This is a genomic window from Plastoroseomonas arctica, assembly GCF_018128965.1.
GTDB classification, from domain to species: domain Bacteria; phylum Pseudomonadota; class Alphaproteobacteria; order Acetobacterales; family Acetobacteraceae; genus Plastoroseomonas; species Plastoroseomonas arctica.
Window position 1 is genome coordinate 57323 of record NZ_JAAEDH010000007.1, and the last position, 21669, is coordinate 78991.

A 21669-nucleotide genomic window follows, 5' to 3' on the forward strand; every position below is an offset into this window, starting at 1 on the left:
CAGCCGGCGTCAGAAGCCTTCGCGTTCGATGCGCTTGCGCTCGACCTTGCGGGCGCGGCGGACAGCCTCGGCGGCTTCGCGGGCGCGGCGCTCGGAGGGCTTCTCGTAATGACGGCGAAGCTTCATTTCGCGAAACACGCCTTCGCGCTGCAGCTTTTTCTTGAGCGCCTTGAGCGCCTGATCAATGTTGTTGTCACGGACGACGACCTGCACGCGGCTCGAACTCCTTACGAAGATTGGGTTGAATACGACGACAAAGGAGAGGGACGGCGCGCCACCCCTCTTCCAGGAACGCTGCGTTAGCACAAAGCCGACCCGCGCCGGAAGCCCCCTTGCGCATCGGACGGCCGGCATTATCCAACCAGCACAATGAGACACGCGCCATGGCCCTGCTGAAGATCGCCCGCCTGGGCCACCCGGTGCTGCTCGGCCGCGCCGAGACGGTGCCCGACGCGACCGCGCCGGAGATCCAGCGCCTGATCGCCGACATGGCCGAGACCATGGCCGATGCGGGCGGGATCGGGCTCGCCGCACCCCAGGTGCATGTGCCCCTGCGGCTGTTCGTCTTCCGCGCCGGGCCCGGCGCGCCCCAGGTGCTGATCAATCCCGAGATCGAACCGCTCGACGAGGAGATCGAGACCGCCTGGGAGGGCTGCCTCTCGATCCCCGGCCTGCGCGGCGCGGTGCCGCGCGCGGCGAAGGTGCGGTTCCGCGGCCTGGACCAGGATGGCGAACCGGTCGAAGGCGAGGCGGAGGGCATCGTTGCCCGTGTCATCCAGCACGAGAATGACCATCTGGACGGCGTGCTCTATCTGAGCCGGATGCCGGACCTGACGCTGCTCGGCTTTACCGAGGAACTGGCGCGGCGCGAGAAGGAGAACCTGTGATGCCCATCGAACAGAGCCCCGAACGCGACGCCGCGCTGCGTGCCGCCCTGCCCCATGTCGCGCGACTCGGCTGGGGGCGCGCAGCGCTGCGTGCGGGCCTTGCCGATATCGGTGCGGATCCCGAGAGCGAGGCGTGGCTGTTCCCACGCGGCGCGATCGGCGCCATCGAGGCCTGGCTCGACCTCGCCGACCGCGACATGGCGGCCTCCGCAGAAGCCGAGGGGCTTTCGGCCATGCGCGTTCCGGCGCGGATTCGCCGGTTGGTGCTGCTGCGCCTGGAACAGGCGACCCCGCACCGGGAGGCGGTGCGCCGCGCCCTTGGCCGGCTTGCGTTTCATCCCGGTGTCGCGATCCGCGCCGCGGCACGCACGGCCGACGCAATGTGGAACGCCGCCGGTGACGCCTCGGCCGATTTCTCCTGGTACACGCGGCGTGCCAGCCTGGCCGGTGTCTACGGCGCCACGCTCGCCTACTGGCTGCGGCGCGAGGACCCCGACCTCGCCGAGACCGCCGCATTCCTGCAGCGCCGACTCGACGACCTCGCGCGGCTATCTCGCCGCCGCAAGCGCGACGAGCCACTGCCGGCCTGAAACCCGCGCCCCGAGACAGCGTTCTAAAAACCGGACCGGCGCGATTCCCGCCCGGACATGGAGGTTTGAGCGATGTTGCGTGGCGGGTTGCTGTGGCTGATCGGGATTCCCCTGCCGATTATCCTCGTCCTCTACCTGCTTGGCTGGCTCTAACGCCAAGACACTGTAACGACACGGGATTACGTGACTTCCGGCGACGCGCGCAGCCGTGTATAAGCTGCGCAGTTTCTCGGAAAGAACGATCGCATGAAGAAATCCCGCATCTGGTTGGCCGGCGTCGCGGCGCTCGCCCTCGCTGCTCCGGCAATCGCTGACACCTGCGCCTTCCCAGGCGAGCGTGCAGCGCTCGAGTTGAACGCGCTGCAGAGCCATCTGGCCGTGGTCGCGATCCGCTGCCAGCAGGACGCGACCTACGCAAGCTTTGTCCGTCGTCACCAGGCTGACCTGACCGCGGCCGGCCGCACGGCGCAGACCCATTTCCGCCGCGCCTATGGCGGCCAGGGCGCGGCGCGCTACAACATGTACTCGACCGAACTCATCAACGCGCATGACCAGGAAGCCCAGCGTTTCGAGGGCTTCCTGTGCCGCGACAACGCCGCGCTCTATCAGCAGGCTGTTGCGGCCCCAAATGCGGCCGAGCTCGTGCGCATGGCCAATACGACGAATATCCTGATGACGTATGAGCCGGCGGTTTGCCCGGCGACGCCCGCGCGTGCCGCGCGCCCGGCGCGCCGCCAGCGCTGATGTCCTAAACGGCCGGGGCACTTGACGCCCCGGTCGACCACTCCGCCGCGCTCAGCGCAGCAGGATTTCGACCCGCCGGTTCTGCGGCTCGCGAACGCCATCAGCGGTCGCGACCAGCGGCCGGGTTTCCCCGAAGGCCGTAACCAGGATATCACCGCGCGCGACGCCGTTGCGCACCAGTTCGGCCGCGACCGCATCGGCGCGGCGCTGCGACAGGCCCTGGTTGTAGGCTGGCGTCCCGGCCCGATCGGTGTGGCCGGAGACTTCGAGTCGCGTCTCGCCGCCTGCGCGGCGGGCGTTGAGCGACGCCTCGGCGACAATCTGCCGGGCGCGCTCCGTAAGATCCGCGCGGTCATAATCGAAGAAGACAAGGAAGGTGCGTACCGTCGAGGGTGCCGGCGCAGGGGCGGCGGCGGCTGGTGCGGGCGGCGCCGGGTTGAAGGCGTAGCGGATGCCGACCAGCAGCGAATGGTTGTAGGTCTCGGTCTCCACCCGGCCGCTTGCGATCGTCGCACCGGTGGTGCGGCTCTCGGCGCGGATCGGGATGGAGGGGTTCTGCGTCCCGAGGAAGCGGTATTCGGCCGTCACCGCCGCGCCGGGCAGGAAATCGAGCGGAAAGGCCAGGCCCGCAATGCCCTGGAAGGCGAAGCGGCCGTCGCTGCCGGTGGCGGTCAGACGCACATCTGTGGCGTTGCCCGAGAGCCGAAGCTGGCGCCAATCCGTCACCACATAGCCTAGGCCGGCGCCGACGTAGGGCACCACAGGGCCGAAGCTGCCGAGGTCGAGCAGGACATTGCCCATGATGCCGTAGCTGTCCTGCTGGCCGGACACGCCGAGTCGCCCCGCGCCGGCGAAGCCCGAGGCGCCATCGGCGTCATTGCGGCGGAAATTGCCCTCGACCTCGGCGCGGAGCCCGTTGCCGAAACCCCAGCCGAGGCTGAGCACGCCGGCGAAGCCGGGGTTGAAGGTCAGCGAACCGGAAGGGTTGATGCCGATGCCGCGCAGCTGCGTCGCCGTATTCCCCTCCGGCGAAAGCGAGGGATCCTGCAACAGGTTGAGCCCCGCGCCGCCGGCCACATAGGGACCGGTGATCGCATCCGAGGGTCTCAGGACCTGTGCGGCGACAGGGCTCGCTGAAAGAACAGCGACGGTGAGAAGAAGCCACGAACGGGAGGTCAAGACAAACTTCCAACCTGGCGCGGCCGCACGCGCGCGATCTGCGGGATTGCGGTGCAACATACCACACCGCCGCGTCTCGCCAAGTTGCAATATTCTCAGGTCACGGGCGAGGCGGGGTGCCCGGTTGCCCGGGCACCCCCTTGTTTCGCTTAGCGCAGAACGATTTCCACGCGGCGATTCTGCGGCTCACGCACGCCATCGGCGGTCGGCACCAAGGGGCGGGTCTCGCCGAAGGCGCTGATCGAGATCTGGTCGCGCGCGACGCCACGGCTCACCAGCTCGGCGGCCACGATGTTCGCGCGGCGCTGCGACAGGCCCTGGTTGTAGGCGGGCGTGCCGGAGCGGTCGGCGTGGCCGGCCACTTCGATGCGCGTCGCCTGCAGGCGCGGCGCGGCGGCGGCCGCCTCGCCGATGATCTGGCGGGCACGATCGGTCAGGTCCGCACGGTTCCAGTCGAAGAAGACCAGGTAGGTGCGGGCCGTCGCCGCCGGCGGCGGCGTCGGGGCGACCTGCGCCACCGCGCGCTGGCCGAAGGTGTAGCGAAGGCCGGCGAGCACGGAGTGGTTCAGGTTCTGGTAATCGTACTGGATGCCACGGCCGGCGAAGGTCGCGCGCTGGTCCTGCGCGAGCGTGCCGAAGAAGCGGTATTCGGCCGTGATCGCGAGGCCCGGAACGGCCTCGATCGGGAAGGCGAGACCGGCGATGCCCTGGTAGGCGAAGTTGCCGCTGTCGTCATCGATGCGGAAGCGGCCGGGGCCACGGTTGCCGGGACCGGTGTTGCCGTTGATGTCCGTGGACTGGATCGCGTAGCCCACGCCGCCGCCGATGTAGGGGCGCGCGAAGGGAATGGCGATCGGCAGCTCATAAAGGACGTTGAACATCGCCGCGTAGGTGCGGGTCTCGCCCTCGAGGTTGCCGGTGAAGCCGGTGCCGCGCACGCGACGGCCGTCGTTGGACCGGGCGCTGCCTTCAACTTCGAGGCGCAGGCCGTTGCCGAAGCCGTAGCCGACCGAGAGCACGCCGACATAGCCAGGATTTTCGTGCTGGATCCGGATGCCGTTATCCTTGGAGTCGAGCATGTAGTTGATGCCGGCGCCGGCACCGATATAGACCCCGGCAGTCGGCGAATATGCCGGCGGCGGGAAGAGCTGGGCCTGGGCCGCCGTGAGCGGGGCGGCCAACATGGTGGCGGCCAAAAGGCCGGTCCTCATCCGCATAACAATCTCCTCGAGACTTCTCAGTCGATGTGATCATCCACACCGCACATGAAGAACGTCGTGGAATGGGTTTCGTTCACCCCCCGCACGAGAAGTTGCACTTCTATGAAGGAAACCTTTCGGAAACGCAGAAAGGCGCCCGGTTTTCCGGACGCCTTCCTCAGCGATTGGCCGTGAGGCCCTGCGGTATTTAGCGCAGGACGATCTCGACGCGGCGGTTCTGCGGCTCGCGCACACCGTCGGCGGTCGGGACCAGCGGGCGGGTCTCGCCGAAGGCGCTGATCGCGATGTTCGAGCGGTTCACGCCGCGGCGGACCAGTTCGGCCGCCACGGTGTTGGCGCGGCGCTGCGACAGGCCCTGGTTGTAGGCGGGCGTGCCCGAGCGGTCGGCGTGGCCGGCCACTTCGATGCGCGTCGAGGCGACGGAGGTCGAGGCGGAGGCGGCCTCGCCGATGATCTGGCGAGCGCGCTCGGTCAGGTCCGAACGGTTCCAGTCGAAGAACACGATGTAGGTGCGGGCAGGACCCTGCGGCGTGACGATCGCAGGCGGAAGAACACGCGCAACCTGGCCGAAGTTGTAGCGCAGGCCGGCGAGGATGGAGTGGTTGTAGTTGTCCGCGTCGAAGGTCGAACGCGTGGTCACGTTGCCGACGCGCTCGGTGCGCTCCAGCTCGTGGCCGAGCGTGCCGAGGAAGCGGTACTCGGCCGTGATGGCCAAGCCGGGGACGGCGGCGATCGGGAAGGCGAGGCCGACGATGCCCTGGAACGCGAAGTTGCCCTCGTCGTCATTGATCGTGGTCGTCCGGGTCGCGGTGCGGCCGCGCACGTCGTAGTCGTGGATCACGTAGCCGACGCCGCCGCCGATGTAGGGCTGCACGGGGCCGAGCGGGAATTCATACAGGATGTTCGCCATCGCGCCGTAGCTGCGGATGGTGCCGCCGGAGCTGAAGCGGCCGCCGGTGCGCGACGAGATGCGGTCGGCGTCGTTGATGCGGAAGTTGCCTTCCACTTCGAGGCGGAGACCGTTGCCGAAGCCATAGCCGACGCTGAACACACCAGCGAAGCCGATGTCGCTGCTCACGCGGGCGCCGTTGTCCTTCGTGGTCTGAAGGTAGTTCAAACCGGCGCCAGCGCCGATGTAGATCCCGGTCACAGGCTGGGCCTGCGCCGCGAGCGGCAGCGCCAACATGGTCGCGGCCAGAAGGGCCTTCTTGAGGCTCATTGCGTCTCTCCTCACGTTCAAACGTGCTATCTGTTCACAGGGCCGCCGCGCACTCCCCCGAGCGCACTGAATCCGACACTGCGTGGGAGCACCCTAGCACCGCTTTTCGGCAAAGACAGCCACCCGCGAGGCATTTGCGCCGCATGTGGCCGATAAGTCACAGCCAGTGCTGGCAAATTGGCCACAGGCGCGTGAGCAGCCCCGTCAAACGCCCGAAAATCCGCTCAAAGCCTCTTCATCCGCCATCGTCGCCAGAGTTCCGAATGGCAGGATCCACGTCGCATGGCCCATCTTGCGGCCCGGCCGCGGCTCCGCCTTGCCATAGAGATGCGGGACGATTCGCGGCGCAGTGAGCAGGCCGGACCAGAGCGCCATACCCTCCGGCCCCACCAGGTTGCGCATCACGGCATCATGGTGACGGCTGGGATCGGCAAGTGGCAGACCTGCCACCGCCCGGATATGCTGCTCGAACTGGCTCGCGCAGCAGGCTTCGATGGTCCAATGGCCGGAATTATGCGGCCGCGGCGCGATCTCGTTGCCGAGCAGCGTCGCGTCGGCCAGCAGGAACAGCTCGAGTGCGGCCACCCCGACGAGGCCGAGCGCCTCGGCAAGCCGCCGCGCATGCGCCTGCGCCTCCAGCGCCACCGATTCGGGAATGCGGGCGGGGGCGAATGTGATGTCGAGGATGTGATGGTGGTGCCGGTTCTCGGCGATGTCGAACACCGCTGTCGCGCCATCCGCGTCGCGGGCCACGATGACCGAAAGTTCCATCGCGAAGGGAATGAAGCCCTCCAGGATCAGCGGCCGCGGCGCGAGCCGGGTCCAGGCAGGGGCGATGTCGGCCTGGTCGCGCAGCACCGCCTGCCCCCGCCCGTCATAGCCCAGCCGGGTGGTCTTGAGCACGGCCGGCAGACCGATCTCGGCGACCGCCTCCGCTAGCTCGGCCGCGCTGTCGACGCTGCGCCAGGGCGCGGTCGGGATGCCCGCCGCAGCCATGAAGCGTTTCTCGGCGACGCGGTCCTGGCAGATCGCGAGGACTTCGGCGCTCGGGTGGCACGGGGCGAGCGGGCCCAGGATGTCGAGCGTCCGCGCCGGCACGTTCTCGAACTCGAAGGTCACGGCGTCGACGGCGCGGGCGAACTCCACCAGCGCCGCCTCGTCGGTGTAGTCGGCCACGCTGTGGCGCGTGGCGACCTGCATCGCCGGCTGATCGGCCTCGGGCGCGAAGACATGGGTGCGGTAGCCCAGCCGCGCCGCCGCGAGCGCCGACATCCGCCCGAGCTGGCCACCGCCCAGGATTCCGATGGTGGCATTCGGCGGGAGGCCGGTGGGCTTCATGCGTTCTCGCCCGGCTGCTCCGGCACCGCGGCCGTCTGCGCGGCACGCAACGCGTCGAGCCGGGCGGCCAGCGCCGCATCCGTGGTGGCGAGGATGGCCGCGGCGAGCAGGGCGGCATTGATCGCCCCCGCCTTGCCGATCGCGAGCGTGCCGACCGGGATGCCCGCCGGCATCTGCACGATCGACAGCAGGCTGTCCTGGCCGCGCAGCGCATGGCTCTCGACCGGCACGCCGAGGACCGGCAGGCGGGTGAGCGCGGCCACCATCCCCGGCAGGTGCGCCGCACCCCCTGCGCCGGCGATGATCACACGCAGGCCACGCTCCACCGCCGTCTTCGCATAGGCGATCATACGGTCGGGGGTCCGATGCGCGGAGACAACCTGATATTCGAAGGGGATGGCGAGTTCGGTGAGCATCGCCTCGGCATGGCGCATGGTCTCGTGGTCCGAGCGGCTGCCCATGATGACGCCCACCAGGGGCGTCACGCGATGATGTCCGGCACCAGGCGGCTTTCCAGGCGGATGATGTCGTCCTTCAGCTTCAGCTTGCGCTTCTTCAGCCGCGCCAGCTGAATCTGGTCGACCGGCATGCCCTCCATGCGGGCGATCACCGTATCAAGGTCGCGGTGTTCGCTGCGCATCTCATGCAGTTGCCGCAGCAGCGAATCGCGATTCTCGATCATACCAGCCTCTCCGCAAGCCTCGCCGCCTTGGGCAAATAACAATACGCGCCCGGCCGGCGCTGCGCTAACATGTCCTTTCGCGCGCGTCCCCGGGACAACGCCGGGGAGGCCTGCGGCACGACGGCCGGGCTGGTCCGGGCCGTCACATGACGGAGGATGTCCGCTCCATGCCGACTGAGGCCCGTATCTCCACCCTGGAAACCCGCCATGGGGCGCTCGACCGCCGCATCACCGAGGAAGGGCAACGCCCTGCCCCGGACCCGCAGGCGCTGAACCGTCTGAAGCTGGAGAAGCTGCGCCTGAAGGAAGCGATGGAGAAGCTGCGACAGACCACGCACTGACCGCGTATCGGCAGGCTTAGAAGCAACCCGGGGCATCGAAAGGCGCATTGGAGCGAGGCGACGCCTAGGCGGCGTCCTCCTCCGCGGGCAGCGGGGGCAGGTGCGAGGGGCGCTCGCCGGCGGCCATCACCGCCGCGTTGAGGTCGCCCTGGCTGCACAGGCCGAGGATCACCGGGTCACGCGGCTTGATGTTCGCGCTGTTCCAATGGGTCCGGTCGCGCACCTTGGCGATCGTCTCCTTGGTGGTGCCCAGCAGCTTGCCGATGACCGCCTCCCCCAGATGCGGGTAGTTGCGCAGCAGGAAGGCTATGCCGTCCGGCCGGTCGTTGCGCTTGGCCACGGGCGTGTAGCGGGCACCCTTGCCGCGCATCTTCGTGGTGGGCAGCGAGGTGTCCATCAACACCAGGCGCGCGGCGGGGTCGGCCTCGGCTCGGGCGATCTCCTCGCGCGTCAGCTGGCCATTGGCGATGGGGTCGTAGCCGACGATGCCCTGCGCCACCTCGCCATCGGCGATCGCCTGGATCTCCAGCGGGTGCATGCCCACGAAGTCAGCGACCTGGTCGAAGGTCAGGGACGTCTTTTCGATCAGCCACACGGCGGTGGCCTTCGGCATCAGGGGCTGTGGCATCGGAACCTCAAGGGGCGCGGGGGCGCGGTGCGCCCCTGGCAAGTTGGGCCGGGATATAAGCGCGAGACGGGGGGCGGTCAAAGCCCCAGAGAGGAGATACCCATGGAAAACGACGACAGGCCGCGCCCGGCCAACGGTTTCGTGCCGCCGGACTTCAACGGCTGGTCGGTGGCCGACCTGCGCGACCATATCGCGGCGTTGCGTGCCGACATCGCCCGCGCCGAGGCGGTGATCCTGGCGCGGGAGGGCAGCCAAAAAGCCGCCGCCGGCTTCTTCAACCTGCCGAAGGCTCCGCCGGAGGACTGACCCGCACCGGCAGCGCGACCCGCTTGCCGGTACCCCCGGTCGCCGCGGCAGCGAACCGTGCCGCCACGTCGGCCGGCCATTCCGCGACGCGACGCCGCGCGAGGTCGACGCAAAGGTAAAGCACCTCGTTCTCCGCGACCTGCCAGCCTTCCTCGGCGTGCACCATGACGTGCCGGAGCAGCAGACGCTTGGCGTCATGGGCGAGGACCTCGGTCGTGCAGGCGAGCGGCGCGCCCTCGACCACCTCGCGCGTGTAGCCCTGCCAGCTTTCGGCGGCGAAGGTGCCGAGCCCGCGCGCGCGGAACGCCGGACCCAGGCCCAGGCCTGGCCAGACCACGTCGGTCGCAAGGTCGAAGACGACCAGGTAGTAGGCCAGGTTCATGTGCCCGTAGTGGTCGACCCATTCGGGCTTCACATGGGCCAGAGGCATCAATGGATGTCGTCTGCCTGGCGGAACGCCTCGCGCAGCATCGCGGCGGAGAAGCCCTCCGAGCGCGCCATGGCGAGAACCACCGCCTCCTTGCGGGTCAGCAGGTCGATCACGCCGGGGATCTTCTTCACGCTGTCTGCCGGGATGACCACAGCACCATGGCGGTCGGCATGGACCACGTCGTCGGTTGCGACCGCCATGCCGTGGACGTTGACCGGCGCGCCGAAGGCAACATTGTGCACATGCGCATGGGAGGGGTTGATGCTGCCCGCGATGAGCTGGAAGCCCGGCGCCAGCATGTCGAGATCACGGATGGACCCCGAGGTGACACAACCCAGCGCGCCGAGGCCCTTGTGGACATTGCTGTTCACCTCGCCCCAGAAGGCGCCGATGCCGGGCGTGGGGTCGAGGTCCTCGAGTACCACCACCGTCGGCAGCGCGGCATCGCCGACATATTCGTACCAGCCCAGCCGCACCGCGCGATCTTCTTCCTTCGTCCGGCCGGACGGGGCGGCGGCGCGGATGGTCCCCACCCGGGCGAGGCCGCAGATCGGCGGCAGCGTCACGTCGGCAATCGCAAATTGCCGCACCGTGAACCCAAAACCGCGGCGCTCGGGGTTGGTGACCTCGAGCGCGTTGCAGATGGTGGGCGTGTCCCAGGCGCAGAGCGCCTTGAGGTCGGCGGCGTCGAAAGGGAAGCTGGTCATGGCGCGGTTCCTCGGGTTTTCGGCAGGATCGGCCAGGCCGCGGCGGGGGTCAAACCTGGGATGAGCCCCTCTCGCACGCGCCGATGCGGTATTCACGCAACCGCCATGGACAGCGGGGCAGTGCCGTGATGACTTTAGCCGATGCTAAGGTTTCTAGCTGCGACTGAGTCGCAGGAACGCTAAACCACTGACCGAGGCCCCGCCATGCGTCGCACCACCACCCTTCTCGCCCGGCTGCTGCTCGGTGGCGCCATGCTCGCGGCGGTGGCCGTCGCCCCCCGCGCCCAGGAAGCCGCCGCACCGCCCGAAGCGCTGTTCCCCGAACTCGAGGCGAGCCGCGTGCGCCTGGAGGCAGCGGGCTGGCTGCTGCGTGGTTCGGCCACATTCATCGGGCAGTTCCACCCGGGCTTTCGCTCCCGCTACGAAGGCCCCTCCAGCATGGCGCCCGGCGCGGTGCAGGCGAACACCTTCTCCGCCGACCTGGTGATCGGGCGCCGGCTCTGGTCGGGGGCCGAGATCATCATCGACGGGCAGATCAGCCGCGGCTTCGGCTTCTCCAACGCGCGCGGTGCCGCGGCCTTCCCCAATGCCGAAGCCTTCCGGCTCGGCAGCGAGGACATCAAGGGCTATGTGCCGCGTGCCTTCTTCCGCCAGACCATCGCGCTGGGAACCACCATGGAGGAGGCCGACGACGACCCCTTCCGCTTCGCCGGCCCCCTGCCCCGCGAGCGGCTGACCATCACGGCGGGCAAGTTCAGCATCTGGGACATCTTCGACGACAACCGCTACGCCCATGACCCGCGCACGCAGTTCCAGAACTGGGCCCTCGTCGGCGCCGGCGCCTTCGACTTCGCCGCCGATGCGCGCGGCTACACCAATGGCCTAGCCGTTGAATACGATGACGGGGTTTGGGGCGTGCGGCTGGGCGCGCTGCAGGTCGCGCGCGACCAGAACGGCCTCGCCCTGGACGCGACGCCGGGGCGCGGCTTCCAGGCGCTGGTCCAGCTCGACCGCTTCTGGCGCATCGACGACCGGCCCGGCGCGGTGCGCCTGCTCTACGGCGCCTCGCGCACCAACTCGGCCAATTACCGCGACCTGATCGCGGTGAATTTCGACGAGGCCGCCTCCGAAGCGGTCCGCAATTACCGCGTGAAGCACAATTTGCTGCTGAATTTCGAACAGGCGCTGAGCGAGGATCTCGGCATGTTCGGACGGCTGTCCTGGAATGACGGGCGCAGCCAGAGTTGGATGTTCACCGAGATGGACCGCGCGGTCTCGCTCGGCCTGTCGCTGCGCGGCGCGCGCTGGGGCCGGGCAGACGACACGGTGGGGCTGGCAACAAACGTCGGCTGGCTCAGCGGCGCACATCGCCGCTATCTCGCCGCGGGCGGGATCGGCTTCATCACCGGCGACGGGCGGCTGCGGTATTCGCCGGAGGTGGCGACGGAGCTCTACTACGACATCCGCGTCGCACCTGGAGTGAACTTCTCACTCGGCTACCAGCTGCTGGTGAACCCGGCCTACAATGCGGATCGCGGGCCGGTCTCGGTATTCGCGGTGCGGGCGCGGCTGGCGGTCTGAGTCAGACCGACGAATTTCACGCGGGTGCGCCCTCAGGGTGTTGCGGCAGCCCGTCATCGAGCACTAGCCAGGCCTGCTTGCTCGATGTCCAGACATGCTCGGTCGGCCGGAAATCGGCGGGCGAATCCAGGCTACCGCAGGTCAGGCCAATGACGCCCGCACCTGCCCGCTCGGTGAACAACGAGGTCCCGCAAACCGTGCAGAAGCCCCGGACAAGCTCAGGGGAGGAGGTGCGGCGGCCGAGCGGACCGGTCATCGTGACGCCATCGAGCGGCATGAGCACGCGGGCATTGAACGCGGCACCCAGTGACCGCTGGCATACGCGACAGTGGCAGACGCGCACATTGATTGGCTCGCCAACGGCGACATAGCGCGATGCGCCGCAGAGGCAGCCTCCGCTGAACATCGCCAAGCCGCCATCCTCCCTATGCTGACCGGCGCAACGCGCGCCAGACCCGCTCCGGCGTCAGCGGCATGTCCACATGCGCCACGTCCAACGCGTCACACAGCGCCGATACGATCGCCGGCGGCGCGCCGCAGGCACCGCCCTCCCCCGCGCCCTTCACGCCGAGGTCGTTCGACGGGCACGGCACCACGTTCAGGCCCAGCTTCAGGTCCGGCGCGTCACCGGCGCGCGGCATGCAGTAATCCTGGAAGGTGGCGGTCATGAACTGGCCGCTTTCGCTGTCATAGACCGCGTGTTCCAGCATTGCCTGGCCGATGCCCGAGACGATGCCGCCATGGCATTGCCCATGCACCAGCTTGGGGTTGATCACCACGCCGACGTCGTCGACGGCGGCGTAGTTCACCAGCGTGACGACGCCGGTGTCCGGGTCCACCTCCACCTCGGCGACATGGGCGCCGTTGGGGAAGTTGCACTCGGTGTCGCGCTTGTAGACCAGCTGCTCATCGAGCCCCGGCGTCTCGCCCGCCGGCAGCCTGGCTCGGTCGAGCGAGGCAGCGATCACCTGCGCCCATCCGATCGCGCGATCGGTGCCGGCGATGGTGAAGCGGCCATTCGCCGCCTCGATATCCGCCACACCCGCTTCCAGCAGGTGTGCCGCAATGCGCCTGGCCTTCTCCAGCACCATCCCTCCGGCGCGCTTCACCGCGACGCCGCCCATCTGGGAGGAACGCGAGCCCCCGGTGCCGCCGCCATTCTCGACCAGGTCGGTGTCGCCCTGCACCAGGTCGATGCTCTCATAGGGAAAGCCCAGCGTCTGGGAGAGCACCTGCGCGAAGGCCGTCTCATGCCCCTGGCCGTGGCTGAAGGTGCCGACATGGACCTTGGCGCGCCCCTCCGCGGTAATGTGCACACGCGCCCATTCGAAGGGCTGCCCGCCCGAGGCCTCGATGAAGTAGCCCAGCCCAATGCCGCGCAGCTTCCCGCGCGCTGCCGCCTCCGCCTTGCGCGCCGGGAAGCCGGCCCAGTCGGCCAGTTCCAAGGCCAGCCCCTGGGTTTCGGCGAAATGGCCGCTGTCGATGTGGTTGCCGGCGGCGTTGGTGTAGGGGATCTGCTCGGGCTTGATGTAGTTGCGCCTGCGGATCTCGTCGCGCGCCAGGCCCAGCTTGGCCGCCCCCTGGTCGAGCAGGCGTTCGATCACATAGGCCGTCTCCGGGCGCCCGGCGCCGCGATAGGCGTCGGTGGACACCGTGTTGGTGAAGACGCAGCGCACTTGCACGTTCAGCACCTGGATGTCGTAGACGGTGCCGTTGATGCGCCCACCGGCCAGTGTGGGAATGCGCGGCCCGAAATCGAGCAGGTAGGCGCCCATCGCCGCGGTGGTGCGCACCCGCATCGCGGTGATCCTGCCGGCGGTGTCGAAGCCCATCTCGGCATGGGTCACATGGTCTCGGCCGTGCGGATCGCAGACGAAGGTCTCGGCGCGGTCGGCACGCCACTTCACGGGGCGGCCGAGCCGGCGGGCCGCCCACAGCACCATCGCCGATTCCGGAAACAGCTTGCCGCGCAGCCCAAAGCCGCCGCCGACATCGGGGCTGATCACCCGCAGCTTCTCCAGCGGCATCTTGAACACGATTTTCGCCAGTGATTCGCGCACCCGGATCACGCCCTGCGTCGGGGAGTGCAGGGTGAAGCGCTCGCCATCCCATTCGGCCAGGGCCACCCGCGGCTCCATTGGGTTGCCGACCAGGCGGTTCTGGATCAGGTCGATGGAAACCACCGTCTGGGCGGCGGCGATCCCGGCATCGGCCTCGGCGGCGCGACCGCTATCCCAGTGGACGCACAGATTGGTGCCGTTCTCCGGCCAGATCACGGTCGCATCGGCATCCAGCGCTCGGGCGGTGTCGGTGACCGAGGGCAGGATGTCGTAATCCACCATCACCGCTTCCATCGCCTCGATGGCGGCAGCGCGGGTCTCGGCGATGATCAGCGCGACCGGGTCGCCCACGAAGCGGACAAACTCGGTCTGCAGGATCTGCCGCGGCGGGGCAAACATCTTGGTCCCCGCAACACCCGGCACGTCGACCTGCACCGGCAGCAGGCCAAGCTGGTCCTCCGCCACTTCCTTGCCTGTCAGCACGGCGACGACGCCCGGCATGGCGGCCGCCGCGGTGGTGTCGATGGAAAGGATCCGCGCATGCGCATGCGGGCTGCGCAGAATGGCGGCATGGGCCTGGCCGGGCAGGTTGATGTCGTCGGTGTAGGTGCCGCCGCCGGTCAGAAGGCGCTTATCCTCCTTGCGGCGCACCGGCTGGCCGATGCCGAACTTGTCCATGCCGTCCATGTTCATGCCGTCCATGGGTGGTCTCCGCTCAGGGGTTCGGGGGTCAGCCGCGGCCGACGAAGGGCATTTTATCGGCCATCACCGTGACGAACTGCACGTGGGCGTCCTTGGGCAGGCTGTCCATGTAGAGCAGCGTGGTCGAGACCGCCTCCACATCCATCGTCGGCTCGACCTTCACCTCGCCATTGGCCTGCTTGACGCCCTTCTGCATGCGCTGGGTCATGGGCGTGGCGGCATTGCCGATGTCGATCTGCCCGCAGCAGATGTCGTACTTGCGCCCGTCGAGGCTGATCGATTTGGTCAGCCCCGTGACCGCGTGCTTGGTCGCCGTGTAGGGCGCGGAGTCCGGGCGTGGGGCGTGGGCGGAGATCGAGCCATTGTTGACGATGCGCCCGCCCTGCGGCGACTGCTCCTTCATCATCCGGAAGGCCGCCTGGGCGATGAGGAAGGTGCCGGTGAGGTTCACCTGCACGACCTCGGCCCATTTCTCGTAGCTGAGATCCTCGAACAGGGTGCCCGGAGCGTTGGTGCCGGCATTGTTGAAGACCAGGTCCAGCCGGCCGAAGCGGTCCCCGATGGCCTTGAACAGGGCGGTGACGGCAGTGGGGTCGCCCACGTCGGTCGCGACGGCGAGGGCATTGCCGCCGGCGTCGCCGGCGAGCGAGATCGTCTCGCTCAGCGTGTCCATCTTCCGCCCGGCGAGGGCGACCGCATAGCCGTGGCGCAGCAGGCCCAGTGCGCAGGCGCGCCCGATTCCCTGGCCGGCGCCGGTCACCAGCGCGACTCGGCCTGATCCTTGTTGGCTCATTGGATGCTCCCCACTTGCGTCATGCAGACACAACATGTCGCGCCACGCGGGACGCTTGTCCATCCGGCATGAACCACAGCGTCTTTCCGGCCACGTGGGGGGGCGAAGAATCAGGGCGCGACGGAAAGCCTTGAATTTGACACCAGCGCCCGATCTACAATGTCCACTCGCCGGCAGAACGCCGGCAGCCTGCACGATGGTTTGAGAGAGTTTGGCTCGAGGGGGAGAAACGAAACTGGTCGTGCGGGCGTAGTCAATAGACGCCTGGATTTTTGGCGAGGAGCTATCGCATGCATCCGTCCGACGATGTTTTCGTCCAGTATGCCCGAGGCTACGACCAGCGACGCGACGCCGACATGTCGCTCGACGATTTCCTGCAAGGTTGCCGGCAGGATCCGATGATGTTCGCTACCGCTCCCGAACGCATCCTCGCCGCGATCGGCGAGCCGGAATTGATCGACACTGCCAAGGATCCGCTCCTCGGCCGCATCTTCCTCAACCGCACGATCCGCCGCTACCCCGCCTTTGCCGAGTTCTACGGCATGGAGGAGACAATCGAGCGCATTGTGGGCTTCTTCCGCCACGCGGCGCAGGGCCTCGAGGAACGCAAGCAGATCGTCTACCTGCTCGGCCCGGTTGGGGGCGGTAAAAGCTCGCTCGCCGAACGGTTGAAGGCGCTGATCGAGGTGCACCCGGTCTATGCGCTCAAGGCCGGCGACGAGATCAGCCCCTGCTTCGAAAGTCCGCTCGGTCTCTTCGACCCCGAGAAGTTCGGCCCCCTGCTGGAGGATCGCTATGGCATTCCTCGGCGGCGCCTCACGGGCTTCATGAGCCCTTGGGCGGTCAAGCGCCTTGATGAGTTCCGCGGCGACATCTCCCGCTTCCGCGTGGTGCGGCTCAGCCCCTCGCGCCTGCGTCAGATCGCCATCGCCAAGACCGAACCGGGCGACGAGAACAACCAGGACATCTCCTCGCTCGTCGGCAAGGTCGACATCCGGAAGCTCGAGCTGCACGCGCAGAACGACCCGGATGCCTACAGCTTCTCGGGCGGGTTGAACCGCGCCAATCAGGGCATTCTCGAATTCGTCGAGATGTTCAAGGCGCCGATCAAGATGCTGCATCCGCTGCTGACCGCGACGCAGGAAGGCAGCTACATCGGTACCGAGAATATCGGCGGCATTCCGTTCCAGGGCATCATCATGGCCCACTCGAACGAGGCGGAGTGGCAGGCCTTCCGCAACAACCGCAACAACGAAGCCTTCATCGACCGCATCTACGTCATCAAGGTGCCCTACTGCCTGCGCGTGACCGAGGAAGAGCATATCTACGAAAAGCTGCTCAAGGGCAGCGAGCTGGCGCAGAACCCCTGCGCGCCCGGCACGCTCGAGATGCTGGCCCGCTTCTCCGTCCTCTCCCGCCTACGCAAGCACGAGAACAGCGGGCTGTTCGCGAAGATGCGCGTCTACGACGGCGAAAGCCTGAAGGAGACGGATCCGCGCGCGCGGTCCTTGCAGGAATACCGCGATGCCGCAGGCGGCGATGAGGGGATGGACGGGATCTCCACCCGCTTCGCCTTCAAGGTGCTTGCCGCCACCTTCAACCACGATACCAACGAGATCGCCGCCGACCCGGTCCACCTGATGTACGTGCTGGAACAGGCGATCCGGCGTGAGCAGTTCGCCGACGAGACCGAGAAGCGCTACCTCGAATTCATCAAGGGCGAGCTCGCGCCGCGTTATGCGGAATTCATCGGCAACGAGATCCAGAAGGCTTACCTCGAGAGCTACCACGACTACGGCCAGAACCTGTTCGACCGCTACGTGAACTACGCCGATGCCTGGATCGAGGACCAGGACTTCAAGGATCCCGACACCGGCCAGCTGCTCAACCGCGACGCGCTCAACCAGGAGCTGACCAAGATCGAGAAGCCCGCGGGCATCGCGAACCCCAAGGATTTCCGCAACGAGGTGGTGAAGTTCGCCCTTCGCACCCGAGCGGCAAACTCCGGGCGCAACCCATCCTGGACCAGCTACGAGAAGCTGCGCGAAGTCATCGAACGGCGCATGTTCTCGCAGGTGGAGGAGCTGCTCCCCGTGATCAGCTTCGGGTCGAAGAAGGACAACGAGACCGAGCGCAAGCACTCCGAATTTGTGGAGCGAATGACGTCGCGCGGCTACACCGAACGCCAGGTGCGGCGCCTTGTTGAATGGTACATGCGTGTGAAACAATCGGGCTGAGACGAAGACAGCCGGAACAGCGCCAATGCACATCGTTGATCGCCGCCGGAATCCCGGCGGCAAGAGTCTCGCGAACCGGCAGCGTTTCCTCCGCCGCGCGAAGGAGCAGATCCAGGACGCGGTGCGCGACAGCATCTCCGGCCGCGGCATGAAGGACATGGAACGCGGCGGAGAGGTCTCGATCCCTGCCTCGGGCGTCAAGGAACCGGGGTTGCGCCGCGCGGGTGGTGGCAATCGCGAACACGTGCTGCCGGGCAACAAGGAGTTCGCCGAGGGTGACCGCATCCCACGCCCCAAGGGAGGCGGGGGCGCGTCAGGCAACGAAGGAAACGACCAGGGCTCGGGTGAGGATGAGTTCCGCTTCGCGTTGACGCAGGAGGAATTCCTCGACCTGTTCCTCGAAGACCTGGAGCTGCCCGACCTCGCCAAGAAGCGCATGGTGGTGGGCGAGGTCTCCGGCTTCCGGCGCGCGGGCTACTCCTCCTCCGGCTCGCCGGCGAACCTGGCGCTGTCGCGCACCATGCGCAACGCGATGTCACGGCGCATCGCGCTCAAGCGCCCCAAGCCCGAAGCCTTCGACGCGCTGGAGGACCAAGCGCGCCTCGCCGAGGAGGCGGGCGCCGTTGAACGCGCGGAAGCTCTTCGCATCGAGATCGCGCGGCTGCGCACCCGCGCCCTGCGCATCCCCTATATCGACCCGCTCGACGTGCGTTATCGGCAATTCGCGCCGGCGCCGCGCCCGATCGCCCAGGCAGTGATGTTCTGCCTAATGGATGTCTCGGGCTCCATGACCGAAGGCATGAAGGACCTCGCGAAGCGCTTCTACCTGTTGCTCTACGTCTTCCTGAAGCGCCGCTACAAGCATGTGGAAGTGGTCTTCATCCGCCACACCCACGAGGCGAAGGAGGTCGATGAGGAGACCTTCTTCCGCAGCCCCGAAACCGGCGGTACCGTCGTCTCGACCGCACTCGTCGAGATGCAGCGCGTGCTCAAGGCGCGTTTCAGCCCCGAGGACTGGAACATCTATGCCGCGCAAGCCAGCGACGGCGACAACACGGCGTCGGACAACGACAAGACTGCGGGGCTGCTCGCCTCCGACATCCTGCCTGCCTGCCAATACTACGCCTATCTCGAAGTCGGCCGCGAAGGCGACCACGGCCCCATCGGCTTCATCCCGCGCGAGACGGATCTGTGGCGCCTCTACACCTCGCTACGCGGCGACGGCTTGCCGATCGCAATGCGCAAGGTGCGCCACCGCAAGGACATCTACCCGGTCTTCCGCGACCTGTTCCGCAAGGGCGGCGCGACCGCCGAGGCCAGCCCGTGAGCGACCCCCTCTTCAAGGGCGCGGAGTGGGATTTCGACACCATCCGCCGCGTTCACGACGCCTGCGAGGAAATCGCGCGCATGGAGCTCGGCCTCGACACCTACCCCAACCGCATCGAGGTCATCTCCGCCGAACAGATGCTCGATGCCTATGCCGCCAACGGCATGCCGGTGCTGTACAAGCACTGGTCCTTCGGCAAGCGCTTCGCGCGCCACGAAGGCCTGTACCGCAAGGGTTTCCAGGGCCTCGCCTATGAGATCGTCATCAACTCCTCGCCCTGCATCTCCTACATCATGGAAGAGAACACGGCGCTGATGCAGACGCTGGTGATCGCGCACGCGGCGTTCGGGCACAACCACTTCTTCAAGAACAACACGCTGTTCCGGCAATGGACGGATGCCTATGGCATCCTCGACTACCTGGAATTCGCCCGCGGCTACGTCGCCGAATGCGAGGACCGCTACGGCGCCCCCGCCGTCGAACGCATGCTTGACGCCGCGCACGCGCTGCAATCCCACGGCATCTTCCGCTCGCCGCGACGCCGAGCGCCCGACCTCGCTTCCGAGGAAAAGCGCGCCCGCGAACGCCGTGCGCACGAGGCCGCGATCTACAACGACGTCTGGCGCGCCACCATCCCCGCCGCCGGCACGCCCGCGCGCCGCGCCGAGGAAGAACGCCGCCGCGCGCTGCTCGAACTGCCGCAGGAAAACATCCTCTACTTTCTGGAAAAATCAGCGCCGCGCCTGGCACCCTGGCAGCGCGAAATCCTGCGTATCGTCCGCCAGGTCTCGCAGTATTTCTACCCGCAGATCCAGACCAAGGTGATGAACGAGGGCTGCGCCACCTACGTCCACCACCGCATTCTCACCCGCCTGCACGAACAGGGTCGCATCACCGACGGCCACTACCTCGAGTTCCTGCAAAGCCACACCAACGTCGTCTTCCAGCCCAACTACGACGACCCGCGCTACGGCGGCTTCAACCCCTACGCGCTCGGCTTCGCGATGATGAACGACATCCACCGCATCGCCGAAACGCCCACCGCCGAAGACCGCGACTGGTTCCCCGATTTCGCGGGCCGCGGCGACGGCATGGGCATCCTCCGCGAAGGCTGGGCCGCCTTCCGCGACGAAAGCTTCATCTCGCAATACCTTTCGCCCCGGCTGATGCGCGAGCTGCGCCTGTTCCACCTGGCCGATGACGAGGATGAGGACGCCATGCGCGTCGCCGCCATCCATGACGAGCGCGGCTACCGGCGCCTCCGCCGCGCGCTCGCCCGCCAATACGATATCGGCCGCATGGACCCTGACATCCAGGTGATGGATGTTGACCTCGCCGGCGACCGGCGCCTCATCCTCCACCACCGCGTGTTGGAACGCCAACTGCTCCACGCCGAGGACGCCAAATCCGTGCTGCAACACCTGGCCGATCTATGGGGCTACGACGTGGTGCTGAAGGAAGTGGACGCCACCGAAGACCGCATCCTGAAAGAACACCACGCGGCGGCCCGGCCGGGGATTGTGGGGGGGTAGCAAGGCCAGGAGCTCTGCCCCCTTCGACGTATACGTCGAAGCCCGCGAGGATCGTGTCGATCCTCGACCTCCATTTGTTGGTCTTGAGTTTGGTGAGGAGTACTCGCCGGAGGCGAGCCGCGGTGGGGAGGAGGCGCGTGGAGCAACCTTGATGAAGGGAGCGCTTGCGACGCGCCTCCTCCCCACCGCGGCGCTTCAAGCAAGCACACCCCTTCAAAACACGGGACCATCACATGCCAGGGTCCAGGGATCGGCGCGATCCCTGGCGGGGTCGAGGGGGCGGAGCCCCCCGCCTTGTTCCCTCCCCTCAATACACCGCCCGGCCGCCGGTGACGTCGAAGACCGCGCCGGTCGCGAAGGAGCAGTCTTCGGAGGAAAGCCAGCAGCACATGGCGGCGATTTCGGTTGTTTCGACGAAGCGCCCCATCGGGATTTTCGACAGCATGTAGGCGATTTGCGCCTCGGTCATTTGCGCAAAGAGGTCGGTTTTCGCGGCGGCCGGCGCGATGGCGTTCACCAGCACGCCCTTTGTGGCCAGCTCTTTGCCGAGGGATTTGGTGAGGCCGATGAGTCCTGCCTTCGAGGCGCTGTAGTGGGATGCGTTTGGGTTGCCTTCCTTGCCGGCGACGGAGGCGATGTTGACGACGCGCCCGTAGCCGGACGCGATCATCGCGGGGATGACGGCGCGGCAGACCAGGTAGGGCGCGATGAGGTTAACCTCGATGACACGGCGCCATTCGGCGACGGGCAAATCCCAGGTGGGCGCGTTGCCTCCGGTAATTCCGGCGTTGTTCACGAGGATGTCGCAGCGCCCGTGATGCTGGAGCGTGGCCGCCGCGGCGGCGTCGACGGCATTCTGGTCGGTGAGGTCAAGGGCGTGGCTGCTGACGGTGGCCCCCTTCCCTTCGAGCATGGCTTTCGTCTCGGCGAGCTTGGCCGCGTCCATGTCCCACAGCGCGAGGGCGGCGCCGCTGGCGGCGGCTCGTTCGGCGATGGCGTAGCCGATGCCGCGGGCGCCTCCGGTGATGATGGCGACGCGGCCGGCGAGATCGATCTGGTTCATGGAGGCCTCCCTCGATTGGGTGCGATGCTAGGCGCCCCACGGGCATCCGATCCAGCGGCAGGGCCGAGCATTCAGGATTTGATAATATTCATCGCTTCGGCGT

The 21669-nt window shown here is 67.5% G+C and carries 23 protein-coding genes; 9 read left to right on the top strand and 14 right to left on the bottom strand.

Features of this window, described 5'->3' with window-relative positions; translation table 11 throughout:
* Positions 1 to 9: 9 nt before the first annotated feature.
* Complete coding sequence (gene rpsU / locus GXW79_RS07930; RefSeq protein WP_211873837.1) at positions 10 to 213, bottom strand: 30S ribosomal protein S21; 204 nt, start codon at positions 211 to 213, stop codon at positions 10 to 12.
* 170 nt (positions 214 to 383) lie between these two features.
* Here rpsU and def point away from each other — a divergent pair, with 170 nt between their 5' ends.
* The 3 genes from def (at position 384) to GXW79_RS07945 (ending at position 2221) form a co-directional block, all read left to right on the top strand.
* Positions 384 to 887: a peptide deformylase gene (def, locus tag GXW79_RS07935; protein WP_211873838.1), complete on the top strand. Its 504-nt coding sequence runs from the start codon at positions 384 to 386 to the stop codon at positions 885 to 887.
* Positions 887 to 1477, top strand: a complete 591-nt coding sequence (locus GXW79_RS07940; RefSeq protein ID WP_211873839.1) for a COQ9 family protein — start codon at positions 887 to 889, stop codon at positions 1475 to 1477. The genes def and GXW79_RS07940 overlap by 1 nt, the downstream gene beginning before the upstream one ends.
* A 246-nt stretch (positions 1478 to 1723) precedes the next feature.
* The gene (locus tag GXW79_RS07945) at positions 1724 to 2221 is read left to right on the top strand and encodes a hypothetical protein (protein WP_211873840.1); all 498 of its coding nucleotides are present in this window, start codon (positions 1724 to 1726) and stop codon (positions 2219 to 2221) included.
* A 51-nt stretch (positions 2222 to 2272) separates the two neighbouring features.
* Here GXW79_RS07945 and GXW79_RS07950 read toward each other — a convergent pair whose 3' ends face one another.
* From GXW79_RS07950 to GXW79_RS07975, 6 genes are all read right to left on the bottom strand, one after another.
* Positions 2273 to 3400 carry an OmpA family protein gene (locus GXW79_RS07950; protein ID WP_246503811.1) on the bottom strand — a complete coding sequence of 376 codons (1128 nt, stop codon included), beginning with the start codon at positions 3398 to 3400 and terminating at the stop codon, positions 2273 to 2275.
* A gap of 149 nt (positions 3401 to 3549) precedes the next feature.
* Complete coding sequence (locus tag GXW79_RS07955; RefSeq protein ID WP_246503812.1) at positions 3550 to 4611, bottom strand: OmpA family protein; 1062 nt, start codon at positions 4609 to 4611, stop codon at positions 3550 to 3552.
* Positions 4612 to 4807: 196 nt separating this feature from the next.
* Positions 4808 to 5839 (bottom strand): OmpA family protein, encoded by a 1032-nt coding sequence (locus GXW79_RS07960; protein WP_211873843.1) that lies wholly within the window; start codon positions 5837 to 5839, stop codon positions 4808 to 4810.
* 204 nt (positions 5840 to 6043) lie between these two features.
* Positions 6044 to 7177: a 5-(carboxyamino)imidazole ribonucleotide synthase gene (locus tag GXW79_RS07965; protein WP_211873844.1), complete on the bottom strand. Its 1134-nt coding sequence runs from the start codon at positions 7175 to 7177 to the stop codon at positions 6044 to 6046.
* Entirely contained in the window at positions 7174 to 7638 is a 465-nt protein-coding gene (gene purE, locus GXW79_RS07970) for a 5-(carboxyamino)imidazole ribonucleotide mutase (RefSeq protein WP_211873939.1), read from the bottom strand. Before purE ends, GXW79_RS07965 begins: the two co-directional genes overlap by 4 nt.
* Positions 7639 to 7658: 20 nt before the next feature.
* Positions 7659 to 7859: a YdcH family protein gene (locus tag GXW79_RS07975; RefSeq protein ID WP_211873845.1), complete on the bottom strand. Its 201-nt coding sequence runs from the start codon at positions 7857 to 7859 to the stop codon at positions 7659 to 7661.
* Positions 7860 to 8026: 167 nt separating this feature from the next.
* Here GXW79_RS07975 and GXW79_RS07980 point away from each other — a divergent pair, with 167 nt between their 5' ends.
* Positions 8027 to 8200 carry a YdcH family protein gene (locus GXW79_RS07980; RefSeq protein WP_211873846.1) on the top strand — a complete coding sequence of 58 codons (174 nt, stop codon included), beginning with the start codon at positions 8027 to 8029 and terminating at the stop codon, positions 8198 to 8200.
* 64 nt (positions 8201 to 8264) lie between these two features.
* Here the strand turns inward: GXW79_RS07980 and GXW79_RS07985 are convergent, their stop codons facing one another.
* Complete coding sequence (locus GXW79_RS07985) at positions 8265 to 8828, bottom strand: DUF1013 domain-containing protein (protein ID WP_211873847.1); 564 nt, start codon at positions 8826 to 8828, stop codon at positions 8265 to 8267.
* A gap of 102 nt (positions 8829 to 8930) precedes the next feature.
* On the opposite strand from GXW79_RS07985, the gene GXW79_RS07990 reads away from it, so the two are divergent.
* Complete coding sequence (locus GXW79_RS07990; RefSeq protein ID WP_211873848.1) at positions 8931 to 9134, top strand: DUF1192 domain-containing protein; 204 nt, start codon at positions 8931 to 8933, stop codon at positions 9132 to 9134.
* Here the strand turns inward: GXW79_RS07990 and GXW79_RS07995 are convergent.
* Together GXW79_RS07995 and GXW79_RS08000 are read right to left on the bottom strand one after the other, a co-directional pair.
* A complete protein-coding gene (locus GXW79_RS07995) occupies positions 9103 to 9564 on the bottom strand; it encodes a thioesterase family protein (RefSeq protein ID WP_211873849.1) in 462 nt (153 codons plus the stop codon). The genes GXW79_RS07990 and GXW79_RS07995 overlap by 32 nt on opposite strands.
* Positions 9564 to 10271: an RraA family protein gene (locus GXW79_RS08000; RefSeq protein ID WP_211873850.1), complete on the bottom strand. Its 708-nt coding sequence runs from the start codon at positions 10269 to 10271 to the stop codon at positions 9564 to 9566. Before GXW79_RS08000 ends, GXW79_RS07995 begins: the two co-directional genes overlap by 1 nt.
* A 204-nt stretch (positions 10272 to 10475) precedes the next feature.
* On the opposite strand from GXW79_RS08000, the gene GXW79_RS08005 reads away from it, so the two are divergent.
* Positions 10476 to 11852 carry a carbohydrate porin gene (locus GXW79_RS08005; RefSeq protein ID WP_211873851.1) on the top strand — a complete coding sequence of 459 codons (1377 nt, stop codon included), beginning with the start codon at positions 10476 to 10478 and terminating at the stop codon, positions 11850 to 11852.
* Positions 11853 to 11868: 16 nt separating this feature from the next.
* On the opposite strand, the gene GXW79_RS08010 is transcribed toward GXW79_RS08005, so the two are convergent.
* The 3 genes from GXW79_RS08010 to GXW79_RS08020 are packed head-to-tail and all read right to left on the bottom strand — an operon-like array spanning position 11869 to position 15407.
* Positions 11869 to 12258 carry a GFA family protein gene (locus GXW79_RS08010; RefSeq protein WP_246503824.1) on the bottom strand — a complete coding sequence of 130 codons (390 nt, stop codon included), beginning with the start codon at positions 12256 to 12258 and terminating at the stop codon, positions 11869 to 11871.
* Between the two features lie 19 nt (positions 12259 to 12277).
* On the bottom strand, positions 12278 to 14614 hold the full coding sequence (locus GXW79_RS08015) for a xanthine dehydrogenase family protein molybdopterin-binding subunit (protein WP_246503813.1): 2337 nt from the start codon (positions 14612 to 14614) through the stop codon (positions 12278 to 12280).
* 28 nt (positions 14615 to 14642) lie between these two features.
* Entirely contained in the window at positions 14643 to 15407 is a 765-nt protein-coding gene (locus GXW79_RS08020) for an SDR family oxidoreductase (RefSeq protein WP_211873853.1), read from the bottom strand.
* A 290-nt stretch (positions 15408 to 15697) separates the two neighbouring features.
* On the opposite strand from GXW79_RS08020, the gene GXW79_RS08025 reads away from it, so the two are divergent.
* Genes GXW79_RS08025 through GXW79_RS08035 form a run of 3 tightly spaced genes read left to right on the top strand, consistent with a single transcriptional unit; the run spans position 15698 to position 20503 of the window.
* The gene (locus tag GXW79_RS08025) at positions 15698 to 17644 is read left to right on the top strand and encodes a PrkA family serine protein kinase (RefSeq protein ID WP_211873854.1); all 1947 of its coding nucleotides are present in this window, start codon (positions 15698 to 15700) and stop codon (positions 17642 to 17644) included.
* Between the two features lie 25 nt (positions 17645 to 17669).
* The gene (locus tag GXW79_RS08030; RefSeq protein WP_211873855.1) at positions 17670 to 18971 is read left to right on the top strand and encodes a YeaH/YhbH family protein; all 1302 of its coding nucleotides are present in this window, start codon (positions 17670 to 17672) and stop codon (positions 18969 to 18971) included.
* The gene (locus tag GXW79_RS08035; RefSeq protein ID WP_211873856.1) at positions 18968 to 20503 is read left to right on the top strand and encodes a SpoVR family protein; all 1536 of its coding nucleotides are present in this window, start codon (positions 18968 to 18970) and stop codon (positions 20501 to 20503) included. The genes GXW79_RS08030 and GXW79_RS08035 overlap by 4 nt, the downstream gene beginning before the upstream one ends.
* A gap of 307 nt (positions 20504 to 20810) precedes the next feature.
* Here the strand turns inward: GXW79_RS08035 and GXW79_RS08040 are convergent, their stop codons facing one another.
* On the bottom strand, positions 20811 to 21566 hold the full coding sequence (locus tag GXW79_RS08040) for an SDR family NAD(P)-dependent oxidoreductase (protein ID WP_211873857.1): 756 nt from the start codon (positions 21564 to 21566) through the stop codon (positions 20811 to 20813).
* Between the last annotated feature and the right edge of the window lie 103 nt (positions 21567 to 21669).

Bases quoted from the DNA above. Each gene is read 5' to 3' on its own strand.
- def (WP_211873838.1), top strand. From the start codon at position 384: ATGGCCCTGCTGAAGATCGCCCGCCTGGGCCACCCGGTGCTGCTCGGC.
- GXW79_RS07940 (WP_211873839.1), top strand. From the start codon at position 887: ATGCCCATCGAACAGAGCCCCGAACGCGACGCCGCGCTGCGTGCCGCC.
- GXW79_RS07945 (WP_211873840.1), top strand. From the start codon at position 1,724: ATGAAGAAATCCCGCATCTGGTTGGCCGGCGTCGCGGCGCTCGCCCTC.
- GXW79_RS07955 (WP_246503812.1), bottom strand. From the start codon at position 4,611: ATGAGGACCGGCCTTTTGGCCGCCACCATGTTGGCCGCCCCGCTCACG.
- GXW79_RS07960 (WP_211873843.1), bottom strand. From the start codon at position 5,839: ATGAGCCTCAAGAAGGCCCTTCTGGCCGCGACCATGTTGGCGCTGCCG.
- GXW79_RS07965 (WP_211873844.1), bottom strand. From the start codon at position 7,177: ATGAAGCCCACCGGCCTCCCGCCGAATGCCACCATCGGAATCCTGGGC.
- purE (WP_211873939.1), bottom strand. From the start codon at position 7,638: ATGGGCAGCCGCTCGGACCACGAGACCATGCGCCATGCCGAGGCGATG.
- GXW79_RS07975 (WP_211873845.1), bottom strand. From the start codon at position 7,859: ATGATCGAGAATCGCGATTCGCTGCTGCGGCAACTGCATGAGATGCGC.
- GXW79_RS07980 (WP_211873846.1), top strand. From the start codon at position 8,027: ATGCCGACTGAGGCCCGTATCTCCACCCTGGAAACCCGCCATGGGGCG.
- GXW79_RS07985 (WP_211873847.1), bottom strand. From the start codon at position 8,828: ATGCCACAGCCCCTGATGCCGAAGGCCACCGCCGTGTGGCTGATCGAA.
- GXW79_RS07990 (WP_211873848.1), top strand. From the start codon at position 8,931: ATGGAAAACGACGACAGGCCGCGCCCGGCCAACGGTTTCGTGCCGCCG.
- GXW79_RS07995 (WP_211873849.1), bottom strand. From the start codon at position 9,564: ATGCCTCTGGCCCATGTGAAGCCCGAATGGGTCGACCACTACGGGCAC.
- GXW79_RS08000 (WP_211873850.1), bottom strand. From the start codon at position 10,271: ATGACCAGCTTCCCTTTCGACGCCGCCGACCTCAAGGCGCTCTGCGCC.
- GXW79_RS08005 (WP_211873851.1), top strand. From the start codon at position 10,476: ATGCGTCGCACCACCACCCTTCTCGCCCGGCTGCTGCTCGGTGGCGCC.
- GXW79_RS08010 (WP_246503824.1), bottom strand. From the start codon at position 12,258: ATGTTCAGCGGAGGCTGCCTCTGCGGCGCATCGCGCTATGTCGCCGTT.
- GXW79_RS08015 (WP_246503813.1), bottom strand. From the start codon at position 14,614: ATGGACGGCATGAACATGGACGGCATGGACAAGTTCGGCATCGGCCAG.
- GXW79_RS08020 (WP_211873853.1), bottom strand. From the start codon at position 15,407: ATGAGCCAACAAGGATCAGGCCGAGTCGCGCTGGTGACCGGCGCCGGC.
- GXW79_RS08025 (WP_211873854.1), top strand. From the start codon at position 15,698: ATGCATCCGTCCGACGATGTTTTCGTCCAGTATGCCCGAGGCTACGAC.
- GXW79_RS08030 (WP_211873855.1), top strand. From the start codon at position 17,670: ATGCACATCGTTGATCGCCGCCGGAATCCCGGCGGCAAGAGTCTCGCG.
- GXW79_RS08040 (WP_211873857.1), bottom strand. From the start codon at position 21,566: ATGAACCAGATCGATCTCGCCGGCCGCGTCGCCATCATCACCGGAGGC.